This window comes from Agromyces terreus (assembly GCF_009749465.1).
GTDB lineage: Bacteria > Actinomycetota > Actinomycetes > Actinomycetales > Microbacteriaceae > Agromyces > Agromyces terreus.
Genome location: NZ_WBIS01000006.1, coordinates 71,372 through 86,842 on the forward strand (window position 1 = coordinate 71,372; position 15,471 = coordinate 86,842).

Annotated in this window: 14 protein-coding genes; 3 read left to right on the forward strand and 11 right to left on the reverse strand. The window is 72.8% G+C overall.

Annotated elements, in window-relative coordinates; all coding sequences use genetic code 11:
* Nucleotides 1-101: 101 nt before the first annotated feature.
* From GQQ92_RS12415 to GQQ92_RS12435, 5 genes are all read right to left on the reverse strand, one after another.
* The gene (locus tag GQQ92_RS12415) at nt 102-938 is read right to left on the reverse strand and encodes an HpcH/HpaI aldolase/citrate lyase family protein (RefSeq protein ID WP_156999619.1); all 837 of its coding nucleotides are present in this window, start codon (nt 936-938) and stop codon (nt 102-104) included.
* Entirely contained in the window at nt 935-1,504 is a 570-nt protein-coding gene (locus GQQ92_RS12420; protein ID WP_197738241.1) for a MaoC family dehydratase, read from the reverse strand. The genes GQQ92_RS12415 and GQQ92_RS12420 overlap by 4 nt, the downstream gene beginning before the upstream one ends.
* A 28-nt stretch (nt 1,505-1,532) precedes the next feature.
* Nucleotides 1,533-2,699, reverse strand: coding sequence for an acyl-CoA dehydrogenase family protein (locus GQQ92_RS12425; protein WP_156999620.1), 1,167 nt, complete (start codon nt 2,697-2,699; stop codon nt 1,533-1,535).
* Entirely contained in the window at nt 2,680-4,908 is a 2,229-nt protein-coding gene (locus GQQ92_RS12430) for an ATP-binding protein (RefSeq protein ID WP_156999621.1), read from the reverse strand. Before GQQ92_RS12430 ends, GQQ92_RS12425 begins: the two co-directional genes overlap by 20 nt.
* Nucleotides 4,909-5,032: 124 nt before the next feature.
* Nucleotides 5,033-5,665 carry a TetR-like C-terminal domain-containing protein gene (locus tag GQQ92_RS12435; protein WP_156999622.1) on the reverse strand — a complete coding sequence of 211 codons (633 nt, stop codon included), beginning with the start codon at nt 5,663-5,665 and terminating at the stop codon, nt 5,033-5,035.
* 172 nt (nt 5,666-5,837) lie between these two features.
* Between GQQ92_RS12435 and GQQ92_RS12440 the strand changes: the two genes are divergently transcribed.
* Nucleotides 5,838-6,563 carry an MBL fold metallo-hydrolase gene (locus GQQ92_RS12440; RefSeq protein ID WP_156999623.1) on the forward strand — a complete coding sequence of 242 codons (726 nt, stop codon included), beginning with the start codon at nt 5,838-5,840 and terminating at the stop codon, nt 6,561-6,563.
* A 37-nt stretch (nt 6,564-6,600) separates the two neighbouring features.
* Here GQQ92_RS12440 and GQQ92_RS12445 read toward each other — a convergent pair whose 3' ends face one another.
* The 3 genes from GQQ92_RS12445 to GQQ92_RS12455 all read right to left on the reverse strand — a co-directional run bounded on the left by GQQ92_RS12445 (nt 6,601) and on the right by GQQ92_RS12455 (nt 10,660).
* Complete coding sequence (locus GQQ92_RS12445; RefSeq protein ID WP_156999624.1) at nt 6,601-7,272, reverse strand: GAP family protein; 672 nt, start codon at nt 7,270-7,272, stop codon at nt 6,601-6,603.
* The gene (locus tag GQQ92_RS12450) at nt 7,269-8,951 is read right to left on the reverse strand and encodes a SulP family inorganic anion transporter (RefSeq protein WP_156999625.1); all 1,683 of its coding nucleotides are present in this window, start codon (nt 8,949-8,951) and stop codon (nt 7,269-7,271) included. The genes GQQ92_RS12445 and GQQ92_RS12450 overlap by 4 nt, the downstream gene beginning before the upstream one ends.
* 101 nt (nt 8,952-9,052) lie before the next feature.
* Complete coding sequence (locus GQQ92_RS12455) at nt 9,053-10,660, reverse strand: carboxyl transferase domain-containing protein (protein ID WP_156999626.1); 1,608 nt, start codon at nt 10,658-10,660, stop codon at nt 9,053-9,055.
* Between the two features lie 97 nt (nt 10,661-10,757).
* On the opposite strand from GQQ92_RS12455, the gene GQQ92_RS12460 reads away from it, so the two are divergent.
* Nucleotides 10,758-11,402, forward strand: a complete 645-nt coding sequence (locus GQQ92_RS12460; RefSeq protein WP_156999627.1) for a TetR/AcrR family transcriptional regulator — start codon at nt 10,758-10,760, stop codon at nt 11,400-11,402.
* Entirely contained in the window at nt 11,381-11,755 is a 375-nt protein-coding gene (locus GQQ92_RS12465) for a hypothetical protein (protein WP_156999628.1), read from the forward strand. The genes GQQ92_RS12460 and GQQ92_RS12465 overlap by 22 nt, the downstream gene beginning before the upstream one ends.
* Before the next feature lie 80 nt (nt 11,756-11,835).
* On the opposite strand, the gene GQQ92_RS12470 is transcribed toward GQQ92_RS12465, so the two are convergent.
* The 3 genes from GQQ92_RS12470 to pdhA are packed head-to-tail and all read right to left on the reverse strand — an operon-like array spanning nt 11,836 to nt 15,370.
* The gene (locus GQQ92_RS12470; protein WP_156999696.1) at nt 11,836-13,242 is read right to left on the reverse strand and encodes a dihydrolipoamide acetyltransferase family protein; all 1,407 of its coding nucleotides are present in this window, start codon (nt 13,240-13,242) and stop codon (nt 11,836-11,838) included.
* Nucleotides 13,243-13,244: 2 nt separating this feature from the next.
* Nucleotides 13,245-14,255: an alpha-ketoacid dehydrogenase subunit beta gene (locus tag GQQ92_RS12475; RefSeq protein WP_156999629.1), complete on the reverse strand. Its 1,011-nt coding sequence runs from the start codon at nt 14,253-14,255 to the stop codon at nt 13,245-13,247.
* Nucleotides 14,252-15,370: a pyruvate dehydrogenase (acetyl-transferring) E1 component subunit alpha gene (pdhA, locus tag GQQ92_RS12480; RefSeq protein WP_232057683.1), complete on the reverse strand. Its 1,119-nt coding sequence runs from the start codon at nt 15,368-15,370 to the stop codon at nt 14,252-14,254. The genes GQQ92_RS12475 and pdhA overlap by 4 nt, the downstream gene beginning before the upstream one ends.
* Nucleotides 15,371-15,471 lie beyond the last annotated feature (101 nt).

Consider the following 15,471-nt stretch of genomic DNA (forward strand, 5'->3'; position numbering starts at 1 on the left):
GATCGGCCGGTTTCGAAGGTGATTCGGTGCGGAGGCGCGATCGGATGGGTCCGGATGCCGCGACCTTCCGCCCGTGCGCCGAGCGCGTCGCCGTGGGTCCGTCAGCCGTTCGCGTCGGCGCGCCGCGCGATCGCCTCCGCCTGCCGGAGCAGCGGCGCGTCGATCATGCGACCGCGGAACGCGAACACCCCCGGCCCCCCGGTCGCCTCGGCGAGCACGGCGTGCGCCCAATCGACCTGCTCGGCCGTCGGCCGGTACGCGGCCCGCACCTCGTCGACCTGCGACGGGTGGATGCACGCGGTGGCGGCGAACCCGAGCGCCGCGGCGTCGCGCGCCTCGGCGGACAGGCCGGCGAGGTCGCCGAGGTCGAGGTGCACCGCGTCGATCGCGGCGACGCCGTGGGCTGCCGCGGCGAGCTGCACGTGCGCCCGTGCATACCCGGCGACGCCGCGGTAGACGCCGTCGTCGTCGCGGCTGGAGGACCCGCCGAGCGAGGCGACGAGGTCTTCGGCGCCCCACATCAGCGCCATGACGTCGGGGATCGCGGCGATCGCCGGCGCGGCGAGCACGCCCCGCGCCGTCTCGCAGAGCGCGATGACCTCCAGGCCGACGAGGTCGATCAGGTCGGCGGTGCCCTCGCACTTCGCGAGCATGACGGTGCGGTACGCCGTCTCGCCGAGCATGGCGACGTCGGCCGCGAACTCGGGAGACGATGCGGGGTTGACCCGCACGATCACACGCCCGGGGTCGAGCGCGCCGGGTCCGGACGCGGATGCCGCGACGGCACGCCGTGCGTCGGCCTTCGCCTCGGGCGCGACGGCGTCCTCGAGGTCGAGGATCACGGCGTCGGCACGTTCGACGGCCTTGGCGAACCGGTCGGGCCGGTCGGCCGGGCAGAAGAGGAGCGCAGGACCGAAGCGGAACGTCGGATGCGTCATCCGCTCGCTCCCGGTTCGGCCGCCCGCTCCGCCGCGGCGCGTTCCCCCGCCTCGCGCGTGAGCACGAGCATGCTGCGGGAGGCCGTCGCGACGACGACCCCCGCCTCGTTGCGGGCCGTGTGCTCGAGGACCACGATGCCCTCGCCCGGCCGCGAGGACGAGCGGCGCTTGGAGGCCACCACGCTCTCGCCGTACAGCGTGTCCCCCACGAAGACCGGGTTCGGGAACGCGACCTCGCCGAATCCCAGGTTCGCGACGAGCGTCCCCTGCGTGAGCTGGCCGACCGACTGGCCCACGAGGGTCGACAGGGTGAACAGCGAGTTCACGAGGATGCGGCCGAACGGCTGCGTCGCCGCGAACGCCGCATCGAGGTGCAGCGGCTGCGGGTTCATCGTGAGCGTCGTGAAGAGCACGTTGTCGGCCTCGGTGACCGTGCGGCCCGGGCGGTGCAGGTAGCGCACGCCCTCCTCGAACTCCTCGAACCAGAGGCCGCGCTGCACGACCTCGCGCATCGGGGCGGCCTCCCCCGCGGCATCCGTCGTCGGCCCCGTCGTGGCATCCGTCATCTGCTGCTGCTCCCCCTCGGCCCGCCGGTTACGCGACGAGGCCGAGCTCGCGCGTGATGATCATGAGCTGCACCTCGGTCGTGCCCTCGCCGATCTCGAGGATCTTCGAGTCGCGGTAGTGGCGGGCGACGGCGTTCTCGTTCATGAAGCCGTAGCCGCCGAAGATCTGCGTCGCGTCGCGTGCGTTGTCCATGGCCGCCTCCCCCGAGACCATCTTCGCGATGGATGCCTCGAGTGTGAAGGGCTTGCCCGCGTCGAGCTTGCGCGCCGCGTCGTGCCACGCGAGCCGGGCCTGGTGCACGCGCGCCTGCATCCTCGCGATCTTGAAGGCGATGTGCTGGTTCGAGCCGATGTTCGTGCCGAACACCTTGCGCTCCTTCGAGTAGCGCAGCGCCTCCTCGAGGCATCCCTGCGCAGCACCCGTCGCGAGCGCCGCGAACGCGACCCGTCCCTCGTTGAGCGTGCGGAGGAAGTTCGCGTACCCCCGGCCTCGTTCGCCGAGCAGGTTCGTCTCGGGCACGCGCACATCGCGGAGGGTCAGCGGATGCGTGTCGGAGGTGTGCCAGCCCACCTTGTCGTAGCTCGGCTCGACCGTGAAGCCCGGAGTGTCGTTCGGCACGATGATCGTCGAGAGCTCGGGCTTCGTGCCGCCGTCGGCGCCCGTGCGCCGCCCCGTGACCGCGGTGATCGTCACGAAACGGGTGATCGGCGTGCCCGAGTTGGTGATGAACTGCTTCGAGCCGTTGATCACCCACTCGCCGCCGTCGAGTTCGGCCGTCGTGGCCGTGGCGCCCGCGTCGCTGCCCGCGCCCGCCTCGGTGAGGCCGAAGCCCGCCAGCGCGCGCCCCGTGACGAGGTCCGGCAGGTACTCGGCCTGCTGCTCGGGCGTGCCGTGGCGGTAGATCGGCATGACGCCGAGCCCCACGCCCGCCTCGAGGGTCACGCCGATCGACTGGTCGACCCGGCCCAGCGCCTCGACCGCGAGGCAGAGTTCGAAGTAGCTGCGGCCCTGACCGCCGACCTCCTTCGGGAACGGCAGGCCGAAGAGTCCCATGTCGCCCATCTGCGCGATGATCTCCATCGGCAGCCGCCGCTCGGTGTCGTACTCGTACGCGGCGGGCGCGACGACGCGGTCGGCGAAGTCCGCGACGTCGTCGGAGAGGCGCTGCTCGGCGTCACTGAGGTCGTACTGCATGCGGGTGCTCCTGTTCGTCGGCGGCCCGGGTCACGGGCCGCTCGGGGTGGGCGCGGGCGGCCGGGTCGCTGGTGGCGACCGGTTCGGCCTGGTCGGGTTCAGGATCGGCCGCGAGCTCGATGCGCGCCACGGCCTGGTCGCGCGAGACCAGGTCGCCGACGGATGCCGCGAGGTGCACGATGCCGTCGGAGGTCGCCGTGATGCGGTGCTCCATCTTCATGGCCTCGACGGCGAGGACCGGGTCGCCGGCCGCGACGGCGCCTCCGTCGACGACGAACACGGCCGTGACGGTGCCCGGCATGGGCGCCCGCAGGTCGAGGTTCGCCGCGGCGCCGCCACGTTCCGCGAGGGCACGGCGGGCCTCGGCGGCCGCACGACGGTCGACGACGACGAAGGCCGCGGTGCCGGATGCGTCGTGCACCCAGATCGTGCCGTCGGCGGCGTCACGGACGGCTGACGGATGCGGCGACACTCCGTCGGCGGCGGGATGGGGCGGCGTGTCGGGGCGATCGTCAGCCCGGACGGACACACCTTGCGGTGCAGAGGAGGGGACGGGGGAGGGGACGGGTGTGGGGGTGTCGGTAGGGACGGGGGTGAGGACGTCGGTGGGGACTGGGGTGAGGATGTCGGTGGGGACGGCGACGGGCACGACCGAGGCCGGGTCGTCGCGGGGGGCGAGCAGCACCGTCGGCGGGCGGTGCGCGCCGAGGCGCCAACCCGCGGCATCCGACCAGGCGGCCGGTCCCCCGTCGGTCGCATCGCGGCGGGCCCGTGCGAGATCGGCGAGCACGACGGATGCCGCGGCGGCGAGCTGCCCGGCCGACGGGGTCGCGGCGGCGGGCTGCGGCATCCGCCCGATGAGGCCGGTGTCGAGCGCGCCGGAGCGCACGTCGGGTTCGGCGAGGAGGCGCCCGAGGAATCCGAGGTTCGTGTCGACGCCGAGCACCACGGTCTCGGCGAGCGCGGCGTCGAGCCGTTCGAGCGCCTCGGCACGGTCTGCTCCGTAGGCGATGATCTTCGCGAGCATGGGGTCGTAGTCGGCGGTGACGACCTGCCCCGTGCGGATGCCGGCATCGACGCGCACCCCGTCGCCGGTCGGCGGCGCCCAGGCCAGCACCTCGCCCGTCGAGGGCAGGAACCCGCGCTCGGGCGACTCAGCGTAGACGCGCGCCTCGATCGCATGGCCGGTGAGGCGCACGTCGGGCTGCCCGAAGCCGAGCGGCTGCCCGGCGGCGATGCGCAACTGCTGCTCGACGAGGTCGATGCCCGTGACGAGTTCGGTCACGGGGTGCTCGACCTGGAGCCGGGTGTTCATCTCGATGAAGAAGAACTCGTCTGGCGCGGCATCCGACACGAGGAATTCGACCGTGCCGGCACCCAGGTAGTCGACGCTTCGGGCGGCGTCGCACGCGGCCCGGCCGATGCGCTCGCGGGTCGCCTCGTCGAGCAGCGGCGACGGCGCCTCTTCGACGACCTTCTGGTGGCGACGCTGCAGCGAGCACTCGCGCTCGCCGAGGTGCAGGACCGCGCCGAACGCGTCGGCGAGTACCTGCACCTCGATATGGCGGGGTCGTTCGATGAGGCGCTCGAGCAGCAGCGTGTCGTCGCCGAACGAGGTGCGCGCCACCCGGCGGGCGGCCGGCACGGCCTCGGCGAGCTCGGCGCGGTCGCGCGCGATCTGCATGCCCTTGCCGCCGCCGCCCGCCGACGGCTTGACGAGGAGCGGGAATCCGACCTGCTCCCCCGCGGCCACCAGCGCGGCGTCGTCGAGGTCGGGGTCTGAGACGCCCGGCACCACGGGTACGCCGGATGCCGCGACATGCCGCTTCGCCCGGATCTTGTCGCCCATGACGGCCAGCGCCTCGTCGCCCGGCCCGATGAACACGATGCCGGCGGCGCGGCAGGCCGCGGCGAAGCCCGCGTGCTCGGAGAGGAACCCGTAGCCGGGGTGCACGGCCTGCGCGCCGGTCTCGAGGGCCGCGGCGACGAGCCGGTCGGGGTCGAGGTAGCTCTGGGCGGCCGGCGCGGGGCCGACGCGCACCGCCTCGTCGGCGAGGCGCACGTGCGGGGCATCGGCATCGGCGTCGGAGAAGACGGCGATCGAGCGGATGCCGAGCCGGCGCAGCGTGCGGATGACGCGCACGGCGATCTCGCCGCGGTTGGCGACGAGCACGCGCTCGAAGGGTCGGATGCCGGCGGTCGTGCCCATCTCTCGCGTCATCCGCCTCTCTGCGGGTTCCGCGCGCACCATCTCGGTTAACGCGCACTAACTGGATCTGATGTTAGTGAGTGTTAACTGAAACCGCAAGGACGCCCGCGGTCGCGGTTCGCGTTCAGATGCCGGCCGACCCGGCGCCGGCCGACCCGGCGCCGGCCGACCCGGCGACCGTCGACCCGGCGACCGTCGACCCGGCGACGGCTCCGACGAGCGCCTCGACCCCGAACTCGAACGCCCGGTCGACATCGCCCCCGAGCCGGAAGGCGCCGGCGAGCTCCATGCCGATGAAGCCGTTCGCCCAGGCCGTGAAGGTGCGCGCCGCGTCGAGCGCATGATCCGCGCCGGCGAGCTCGGCCGTCGCCGCGAGCACTGGCGCGGCCGCGGCCTCGAGTCGCTCGGGGGCGAGGCGGAGCTCGGAGCCGGGTGCGAACACGAGGCCGAATGCGGCCGGGCGGTCGCGGGCGAACGCGCGCACCGCGCGGGCCAGCGCACGCAGGCGATCGCGAGGATCCGCGCCGGCGGCGTCGGCGGCCCGTTGCACGACCGCGGCGAGGTCGCGGAGCGTCGCGTCGGCCACCAGCGCGATGAGCGCTTCCCGACCGGTCACCCGCTTGTAGAGCGACGGCGCTCGCACGCCGACCCGCGCGGCGACGGCCTGCATCGTGAGCCCGTCGAGGCCCCCGAGCTCGAGCAGTTCGCGGCCCGCGCCGACGATCTCGGGGAGGGAGGTTCGATCGGGTGTCGGCATCTGGGCTCCTCGGCTGATCGAACGGATGCCCGCTCGTGATGGCTATTGACGTTCGCCATCATAGCTATGTAACGTAGCCATCGCCAACCGCACCCCGCCGACCGCCGACCGCCGACCCCGACCGCCGACCCGGCTCCCCGCGAAGGCCCGAGACGAAGGACCCGTGCTCATCATGCAGCTCGCACCCTCACTGCACCGCATCGGCAACGAAATAGTCGCCGCCTACCTCGTCGAGGCGCCCGACGGCGTCACCGTGATCGATGCCGGACTCGCCGGCCAGTGGACGGAGCTCGTCGCCGAGCTCGAGGCGATGGGCCGGACGCTCGACGACGTCCGGGGCGTCGTGCTCACCCACGGCGACGGCGACCACATCGGCTTCGCCGAGCGCCTGCGCCGCGAGCACGCCGTGCCCGTGCACGTGCACGAGGCCGATGCGGCCCGCGCCCGCGGGGAGGTGTCGAGCAGGCCCGCGTGGGGACGCATGCGGATCGGCGCGACGGCGAGCTTCCTCTGGTACGCGCTGCGGAAGAACGGCCTGCGCACGACCCCGCTCAGCGAGGTCGTCACCGTGCGCGACGGCGAGGTGCTCGACCTTCCGGGCTCCCCCGAGATCATCGGCCTGCCCGGGCACTCCCCCGGCAGCATCGCGATCCACGTGCCGTCGGTCGACGCGGTCTTCGTCGGCGACGGGCTCACGACCCGGCATGTGCTCACGGGCGTCGAGGGTCCGCAGCCCGCACCGTTCACCGACGATCCGGCCGAGGCGCTCGCGTCGCTGCGTCGCATCTCGGGGCTCGGCGCCGCGTGGGTGCTTCCGGGGCACGGGGCGCCCTGGCACGGCGGGGTCGAGCGAGCCGTCGCCGAGGTCGAGCGCGCGGCCGCGGCATCCGGCGCCTGACGCCCCGAACCGGCGGCCCGGGGGCCGCCCGCCGAACTCAGAAGCTGCCGATGCCCTTGCCGAGCATCGAGACGCCGATCACCAGCAGCAGCACGGCCATGATGAGCGCGTTCTCCTGCGCGAGCCACACGCGCAGGGCGTCGAGCGGGCCGCGCAGCTTGTCGGCCGCGATGAGGTACGCGATCACGGGAATCGCCACCGTGCTGGCCGCGATGACGACGTAGATCGCGATCACGAGCACGATGCCGCCGCCCGTCAGTTGCGCCGCGCCGATCGCGGTGCCGGCCCCTGCGGCCATGATCAGGTTCTTCGGGTTCAGCGCCGAGAGCAGGAACCCGAGTCCGAAGGCCCCGAAGAAGCTGATCTTGTCGATCGCCTGCATCCACTTCGGCAGCACGGGCTCCTCGCCCTTCTTCGGGCGCTTGCGCCACTGCCCCACCGCGAGCACGAGCAGCAGGAGGCCGAGTACGAGCTGGATGACGCCCTGGATCGGCTTCGACGCACCGGGGTCCTCTTCGGGGAGGACCGCCGCGAGCGCCGTGAACACGGACACGGCGACGATGATGCCGACGAGCCAGCCGAGCAGGAATCCCACGCTCGTCACTCGCGCCTTCGGGGAGAGCAGCATGAGGATCGCCGCGATGATCGGGACCGGGCTGATCGCGACGCCGAGTGCGAGTGGGAGGATGCCGCCGATGGCGCCGTTCATGGAGTGCTCTTCTCTGTGGGGGTGGTCTCGTTCGGTTCGCCGGACTGCAGTGCGATGATCGCGGCGCGGTTGGTCTCGAAGATCTTCGCATCGCCGAGCAGCCCCAGCTTCTGCATGCGCAGGCGTGCCGGTTCGCGCATGCGGCTGAAGGACAGCCGTACGCCGTTGCCGGCGAGCCACACGCGAAGGGCCTCGAACTCCTCGGCGCCGGTGACGTCGATGTCGGTCACGGCCTCCATGTCGATGACCACGTCGTGCACCGGCTCGCCTTCGACCGAGGTCACGGCGCGCTCGACGGCGGAGGTGAACACGCTGCCGTTCGCGAAGAACAGGGGTGCCGCGAGTCGGACGACGACGACGCCGGGCACCGTGGTCGAACCCGCGGGAACGTCTTCGAGCAGCGACTCGCCGGGATCGCCAGAGCCCTCGAGCACGTCGATCGCGGGATTCGCTGCTCGCTTGGCCATGTTGATGAGGGCGAGGGTGAACGCGAGGACGATGCCGGGAATCGCGCCGATGAAGAGCGTCGCCAGGAAGCAGGAAGCGCCGACCACGAACTCGAAGCGGTCCTTGCGCCAGAGATCGGCGAAGTCGCGGAAGCCCAGCAGCGGGATGATCGCGACGCCGACGACGGCGCCGATGGCCGGCGAGGGAATGTCGGCGAGCAGCGCGGTGCCGAAGACGAGGAGCAGCAGGGTGCCCACGGCCAGGACCAGCGAGGGCAGCTGGGTGCGCGAGCGCGCCTGGTCCATCGCGGCGGTGCGCGAGGTCGAGGAGCCGACCGCGAAGCTGCCCTGCGCGCCCGCGGCGATGTTCGAGAGGCCGAACGCCATGAGGTCGCGGTTCGCGTGGAACGGATAGCGGTGCTTCTCGGAGTACGAGCGCGAGACGAGCAGGCCCTCGGCCGTGGTCACGAGGGTGAGCGCCATCGCCGAGGGGATGAGGGCGAGCCAGACGGTCCAGTCGAGCATCGGCCAGGTCAGCGCGGGCGGACCGGCGGGCACCTCGCCGAGCACGTCGACGCCCGCGTCGTCGAGGTTCGCCGCCACCACGACGATCGTGGTGACCACGAGCACGACGAGCGCCCAGGGCACGGCCCCGAGGAACCGCTTGCCGAGCAGGAGCACGGCGACCGAGCCCGCCGAGATCGCGAGCGACCAGAGATTCGTGGTGCCGAGGCCGCTCAGCAGCCCGCCGAGCTTGTCGACGAACTCGCCGCCCGAGTCGATCTTCACGCCGAGCATCTTCGCGATCTGGCTGACCATGATGTCGAGCGCGAGGCCGCCGACGAAGCCGATGAGGATCGGCTTGGAGAGGAAGTTCGCGAGGAACCCGAGCTTGAACACCGCGAGCAGCACGAACATGACGCCGCAGATGATCGCCTGCGCGAGCGCGAGCGTCGCGTAGTCGGCGCTGCCGGCCGCCGCGAGGCCGCCGATCGAGGAGGCCACGAGCGCGGCCGCGGCGGCATCGGGCGAGGCCACGAGCTGCCGCGACGAGACGACGAGCGCGTAGACGACGGTGGGCACGATGAGCGCGTAGAGGCCCGCGGTGGCGGGGAGGCCCGCGATCTGCGCATAGCCGATGTTCAGCGGGATCGCGATCGCGATCAGGGTGACCCCCGCCGTCAGCTCGGTCGCGAGGTTCTTCTTCGTCAGGCCGGCCAGTGGTCGCTGCATCGTGCTCCCTCACGTGATCCGTGTACGGGAATACTCTGGCATGCCGCGGTGGCCGAGGGGCGACCGATCGGAGTCGGCGCGGCGTCGCGCGTCGTCTGGCGTCACATGCGGAAGAGCCCGAACCTCGGCTCGGGCAGCGGGGTGCGGCTCGCGAGCTCGAGCGCCATCGCGAGCACGGTGCGCGTGTGGGCCGGGTCGATGATGCCGTCGTCCCAGAGCCGCGCGGTCGAGTGGTAGGGACTGCCCTGCGCCTCGTACTGCGCACGGATCGGGGCCTTGAACGCCTCGGCCGCGGCATCCGACCACGGCTCGCCCTTCACGGCGAGCTGATCGCCCTTCACGGTCGAGAGCACGGATGCCGCCTGCTCGCCGCCCATGACCGAGATGCGCGCGTTCGGCCACATGAACAGGAACCGCGGCGAGTACGCGCGCCCGCACATGGAGTAGTTGCCCGCACCGAAGGACCCCCCGATCACGACGGTGAGCTTCGGCACGCGGGTCGTGGCGACGGCGGTGACCATCTTCGCGCCGTGCTTGGCGATGCCGCCCGCCTCGGCGTCGCGGCCGACCATGAAGCCCGAGATGTTCTGGAGGAACACCAGGGGGATGCCGCGCTGGTCGCAGAGCTCGATGAAGTGCGCGCCCTTCATCGCCGACTCGCTGAAGAGCACGCCGTTGTTCGCGACGATGCCGACGGGGTGCCCGTCGAGATGGGCGAACCCGGTCACGAGCGTGTCGCCGTAGTCCGGCTTGAACTCCGCGAACTCGCTGCCGTCGACGAGGCGGGCGATCACCTCGTGCACGTCGTACGGCTGCTGCACGTCGACCGGCACCGCCGCCGTGAGGCCCGCCGGGTCGACGACGGGCGCGCGGGGCTCGCGCACCGTCCACGCGCGCGGCGCGGGCTCCGGCAGGGTCGCGACCATGTCGCGCAGCAGCTCGAGCGCGTGCTCGTCGTCGTCGGCGAGATGGTCGGCGACGCCGGAGACGCGGGCGTGCAGCTCGCCGCCGCCGAGCTCCTCGGGGGTGACGACCTCGCCGATCGCGGCCTTCACGAGGGGCGGGCCGCCGAGGAAGATCGTGCCCTGCTCGCGCACGATGACCGACTCGTCGCTCATCGCGGGCACGTAGGCGCCGCCCGCCGTGCACGATCCGAGCACGGCCGCGAGCTGGGGGATGCGCATCGACGAGAGCTGCGCCTGGTTGAAGAAGATGCGGCCGAAGTGCTCGCGATCCGGGAACACGTCGTCCTGCATGGGCAGGAACGCGCCGCCCGAATCGACGAGGTAGATGCACGGCAGGCGGTGCTCGCGGGCGACCTCCTGCGCGCGAAGGTGCTTCTTGACCGTCATCGGGTAGTAGGTTCCGCCCTTGACGGTCGCGTCGTTGCAGACCACCACGACCGCGCGGCCGTGCACGAGCCCGACGCCGGTGATGATGCCGGCGCCCGGCGTGTCGTCGTCGTACAGGCCGTCGGCCGCGAGCGGGGAGAGCTCGAGGAACGGGCTGCCCTCGTCGAGCAGGCGGTCGACGCGATCGCGCGGCAGCAGCTTGCCGCGGGCGACGTGGCGGTCTCGGGATGCCTCGGGGCCGCCGAGGGCGGCAGCGGCGAGCCGCGCGCGCAGCTCGGCGACGAGCTCGGCGTGCTGCTCGGCGTTGCGCCGTGCGGCGTCGCCGTTCGGATCCACCTCGGTCGTGAGTGTCGGCATCGGCCCTCCGCGTGCGCGCGGCGCCCTTGTGCGTCGTCGCGATTTTCGGTTAGTGTTCACTAACTCGATTTCCCGAGCGTAACGAGCAGGCAGGCGAATGGCAAGCACACCGACGTCGACGACGATGGGGTTCACGGGCGAACCGCCGGCCGCGCCGCGCACCGATCGCGAACGGCAGAAGGCCGACCGACGCGCCGCGATCCTCACCGCCGCCGCACGCCTGTTCGCCGAACGCGGCTACGCGGGCGTCACGATCGAAGACCTCGGCACCGCCGTGGGCGTCAGCGGTCCCGCCGTGTACCGGCACTTCCCCGGCAAGTCCGCCGTGCTCGCCGCGATCCTCGAGGGCGCCAGCCGCTCGCTCCTCGACGGCGCCGACCGCGTGCGCATCGAAGCCCCCGATGCGGCATCCGCCCTGCGCGCGCTCATCGCCTTCCACGTGGACTTCGCGCTCGCCGACGCCGACGTCATCGCCGTGCAGGACCGCGAACTCGAACAGCTCGACCCCGGCGTGCGGCACGAGGTGCGCTCGCTGCAGCGCCGCTACGTCGAGCACTGGGTCGCCACCCTCGCAGAGCTCAGGCCCGATCGGGCCGAGATGGAGCTGCGGTTCCGGGCACACGCCGCCTTCGGACTGCTGAACTCCACACCCCACAGCGCCCGCACCCCTGGGCGCAGACCCGCCGACGGCGCAGTCCGCGGCATCCTCGAGGAGATGGCATGGGCGAGCCTGCTGTCGTGACCCTTCGCGCGACCCGCGACACGGATCTCGACACCCTGCACCGGATCACGCACGAGGCCGGGCACGGCCCCGACCACGACCCCGGCGACGACCTCGAGTGGCGCACGGTGCGCGCCGACGGCGAGATCGTCGGCCGGGTCACGAGCCGGCGCGAGGGCGGCGACGTGTTCGTCGCCGTCTCGCTCCCGCCGTCCGCGAGCGAGGCCGTGGGCGTGCGCGCGCTGCGCCTGTTCGCCGACACGTTGCCCCGCCCCCTGCACGCCAAGGTCGCCGCTGCCGACGAGGCATCCGCCGCCATGCTCGAACACTGCGGGTTCCGTCGCGTCGACGCGGGTCTCTACCGCCTCGACTGAGCCAACTGCCGGAAGGATCGGACGCCACGCCGCCTCGGCCACGACTCCGATCGGCGTGTCGCCCGGATCTTCCTGCAGCCTCAGATCATCGTGAGCGCGCGGGCCGGGTCGCGGAGGAGCCCGCCCACCTCGGTCAGGAACCGTGCCCCCTGCTCGCCGTCGACCAGGCGATGGTCGAACGACAGGCTCAACGTCATGACCTCGCGCAACGCGATCTCGCCGCGGAACTCCCACGGCTGCCGACGCACCGCGCCCATCGCGAGGATCGCCGCCTCGCCCGGGTTCAGGATCGGCGTGCCGGCGTCGATGCCGAACACCCCGACGTTCGTGATCGAGAGCGTTCCTCCGGCCAGGTCGGACGGCGGGGTGCGGCCCTCGCGCGCGGCGCCCGCGAGTTCGCCGATCGCGTCGGCGAGCTCGACGAGGGTCAGTCGCTCGGCGCCGTTCACGTTGGGCACGACGAGCCCCCGCTCCGTCGCCGCGGCGATGCCGAGGTTCAGCCCGGTGAACTGCACGATCTCCTGCGCGTCCTCGTCCCAGCGCGCGTTCACCTCGGGCGTGCGGCGCACGGCGAGGCACACGGCCTTCGCGACGACCGCGAGCGGCGTGATGCGGTGGCCGGCGAACGCGCGGTCCTCGCGAAGGGCGCGCACGAGGTCCATCGTCGCGGTCACGTCGACCGTGAGGAACTCGGTGACGTGCGGGGCGGTGAACGCGCTGCGCACCATAGCCCGCGCCGTGTGCTTGCGCACCCCGCGGATCGGGATGCGGGTTCCGGCCGGCTCGCGACCGCCGTCGGCCGCGGACTCGCCGACGCGGCCATGGGCGGATGCCGCGGGCTCGGCCCCTGCCGCGGCCTCGACGTCGTGGCGCGTGATGAGCCCCCGCTCCCCCGTGCCCCGCACCGCGTCGAGGTCGACGCCGAGGTCGCGGGCGAGCTTGCGCACCGGCGGCGTCGAGCGCGGGCGCTCCGGCCGATCGGCGACGTCCGGCGCCTCGCGGGCGGGGCCCGGCTCCGGCCCTGACTCCGGCCCCGGCTCCGGCACGAGATCGGCGACGAGCGCCGAACGGCGGGCCCGCCGTCGCGGTCCGCCCTCGTCGCGGGCGCCGTAGCCCACGAGGTTCGGCCCCGGCGCGGCATCCGCACCGGCCGTGGAGTCCGACGCCGGCGGCGTCGATTCCGCGGCAGGCGGAGGCGCCGCGTCACCGGCCGGCCCCGCGGCATCCGCCCCCGCCGCACCGCCCGCGTCCGCCGTGTCGCAGGAGAAGAGCGGCTCGCCGACGTTGACGGTCTCGCCCTCGCCGGCGTGCAGCGCGGTGATGACGCCGGCGTACGGCGACGGCAGCTCGACCACGGCCTTCGCGGTCTCGACGTCGGCGATGATCTGGTTGAGCTCGACCCGATCGCCGACGGCGACGCGCCAGGCGACGATCTCGGACTCGGTCAGGCCCTCGCCGAGATCGGGCAGCGGGAACTCGCGGATCATGCTCACGCCTCCACTCCGCTCAGCGAATTCGGGCGGCCGAGCGCGCGGTCGACCCCGTCGAGGATGCGGTCGAGGTCGGGCAGGTGGTGCCGTTCGAGCTTGGCCGGCGGGTACGGGATGTCGTGGCCGGTGACGCGCACGGGCGCGGCCTCGAGGAACTCGAAGCAGCGCTCGGTGATGCTCGCCGCGATCTCGGCGCCGAGCCCGACCTGCTGCCCCGCCTCGTGGGCGATCACGAGCCGGCCGGTGCGGCGAACCGAGGACGCGACGGTCGTCAGGTCCATCGGGGAGAGCGAGCGCAGGTCGATGACCTCGATCGAGACCCCGTCGTCCTGGGCGGCGATGGCCGCGTCTCGTGCGGTCTGCACGAGGGCGCCATACGTCACGAGCGTGACGTCGGTGCCGGATGCCACGACCGAGGCCACGCCGAGCGGCTTCGCGTCGGCGAGGCTCGCGCTCTCGTCGACCTCGCCCTTCACGTGGTAGCGGCGCTTGGGTTCGAAGAAGAGCACGGGGTCGTCGCTCGCGATGGCCTGCTGGATCATGACGTACGCGTCCGCGGCATCCGAGCAGGCGACGACGCGCAGGCCCGCGGTGTGCGCGAAGTACGCCTCGGGCGACTCCGAGTGGTGCTCGGCCGCGCCGATGCCGCCGCCGAACGGCACCCGGATCGTGATCGGCATGCGCACGTTGCCGCGCGAGCGGTAGTGGAGCTTGGCGACCTGGGCGACGATCTGGTCGAATCCGGGGTAGATGAAGCCGTCGAACTGGATCTCGACGACCGGGCGGTAGCCGCGGTACGCGAGCCCGACGGCGGTGCCGATGATGCCCGCCTCCGAGAGCGGCGTGTCGACGACGCGATGCGCGCCGAACTCGGCCTTGAGCCCGTCGGTGATGCGGAAGACGCCGCCGAGCGTGCCGATGTCCTCGCCGAGCAGCACGACCCGGTCGTCGCCGGCGAGCGAGCGGCGGAGCCCGGCGTTCAGCGCGCCGCCGAGGGTGAGCGCGGTCATCGCGCACCTCCTTCGAACTGGTCGAGGTAGCGCGTGTAGTGCTCGCGCTGGCGCTCAAGGTGCGCGTGGGGTTCGGCGTAGACGTGGTCGAAGACGCTCAGCGGCTCGGGGTCGGCGATCGAGGTGATGGCCGCGCGCAGCTCGGCGGCCATGCGGTCGGCCCGCTCGGCCGCCTCGCGCTCGAGGGCCTCGACGTCGGCTCCGGATGCCTCGAGCAACGCCCTGACCCGCGCGATCGGGTCGCGCTCGCGCCACGACGCGAGCTCCTCCTCGCCGCGGTAGCGCTTCGGGTCGTCCGCCGTGGTGTGCGGACCCATGCGATAGGTGACCGCCTCGATGAAGGTCGGACCCTCGCCGCGGCGCGCCCGGTCGAGGGCCATCCGCGTGGTCGCCATCACGGCGAGCACGTCGTTGCCGTCGACGCGGATGCCCGGGATGCCGAACCCGTCGGCGCGGCGGGCCAGCGGCTGCCTGGACTGCAGGCCCACCGGCTCGGAGATGGCCCACTGGTTGTTCTGGCAGAGGAACACGACGGGCGCGTCGAAGCTCGCCGCGAAGACGAGCGCCTCGTTCACATCGCCCTCGCTCGTCGCGCCGTCGCCGAAGTACGCGACGGCCGCGGCATCCGAGCCCTCCCACTTCGCGCCCATGGCCCAGCCGGTCGCGTGCAGCGCCTGCGCGCCGATGATGATCTGCGGCACGGCCATGCCGTGCTCGAACGGGTTCCAGCCGGATGCCGCGGCCCCGCGCCAGACGCGCAGCAGATCGGCGGGACCGACGCCGCGCACCCAGGCGACGGCGTGCTCGCGGTAGCTCGTGAACGCGAAGTCGTCGTCGCGGAGCGCCCGCGCGGAGCCGATCTGCGCGGCCTCCTGCCCCGCGAGCGGCGGCCAGAGGCCGAGCTCGCCCTGGCGCTGGAGCGCCGTCGCCTCGGTGTCGAGTCGTCGCACGACCGACATGTCCAGGTGCAGCGCCCGGAGCGCGTCGAGGTCGACGTCCTCGACCCAGCGGTCGAGTTCGGAGTCGTGGCGCCGCTCGCCCGAGGGGGTGATGAGCTGCAGGAACTCGTCGGGCTTCGTCAGGAGCCCGGTGGCATGTCGGTCGGGTGGGGTCATCGCGGATGTGGTCATCGCAGGATCCTCGCGCTCGGCGACCGCCTCGTGAGCCGTCGCACCGGCGGCGTTGCCGGATACCCCGGAGACTACGTGGATCCAGC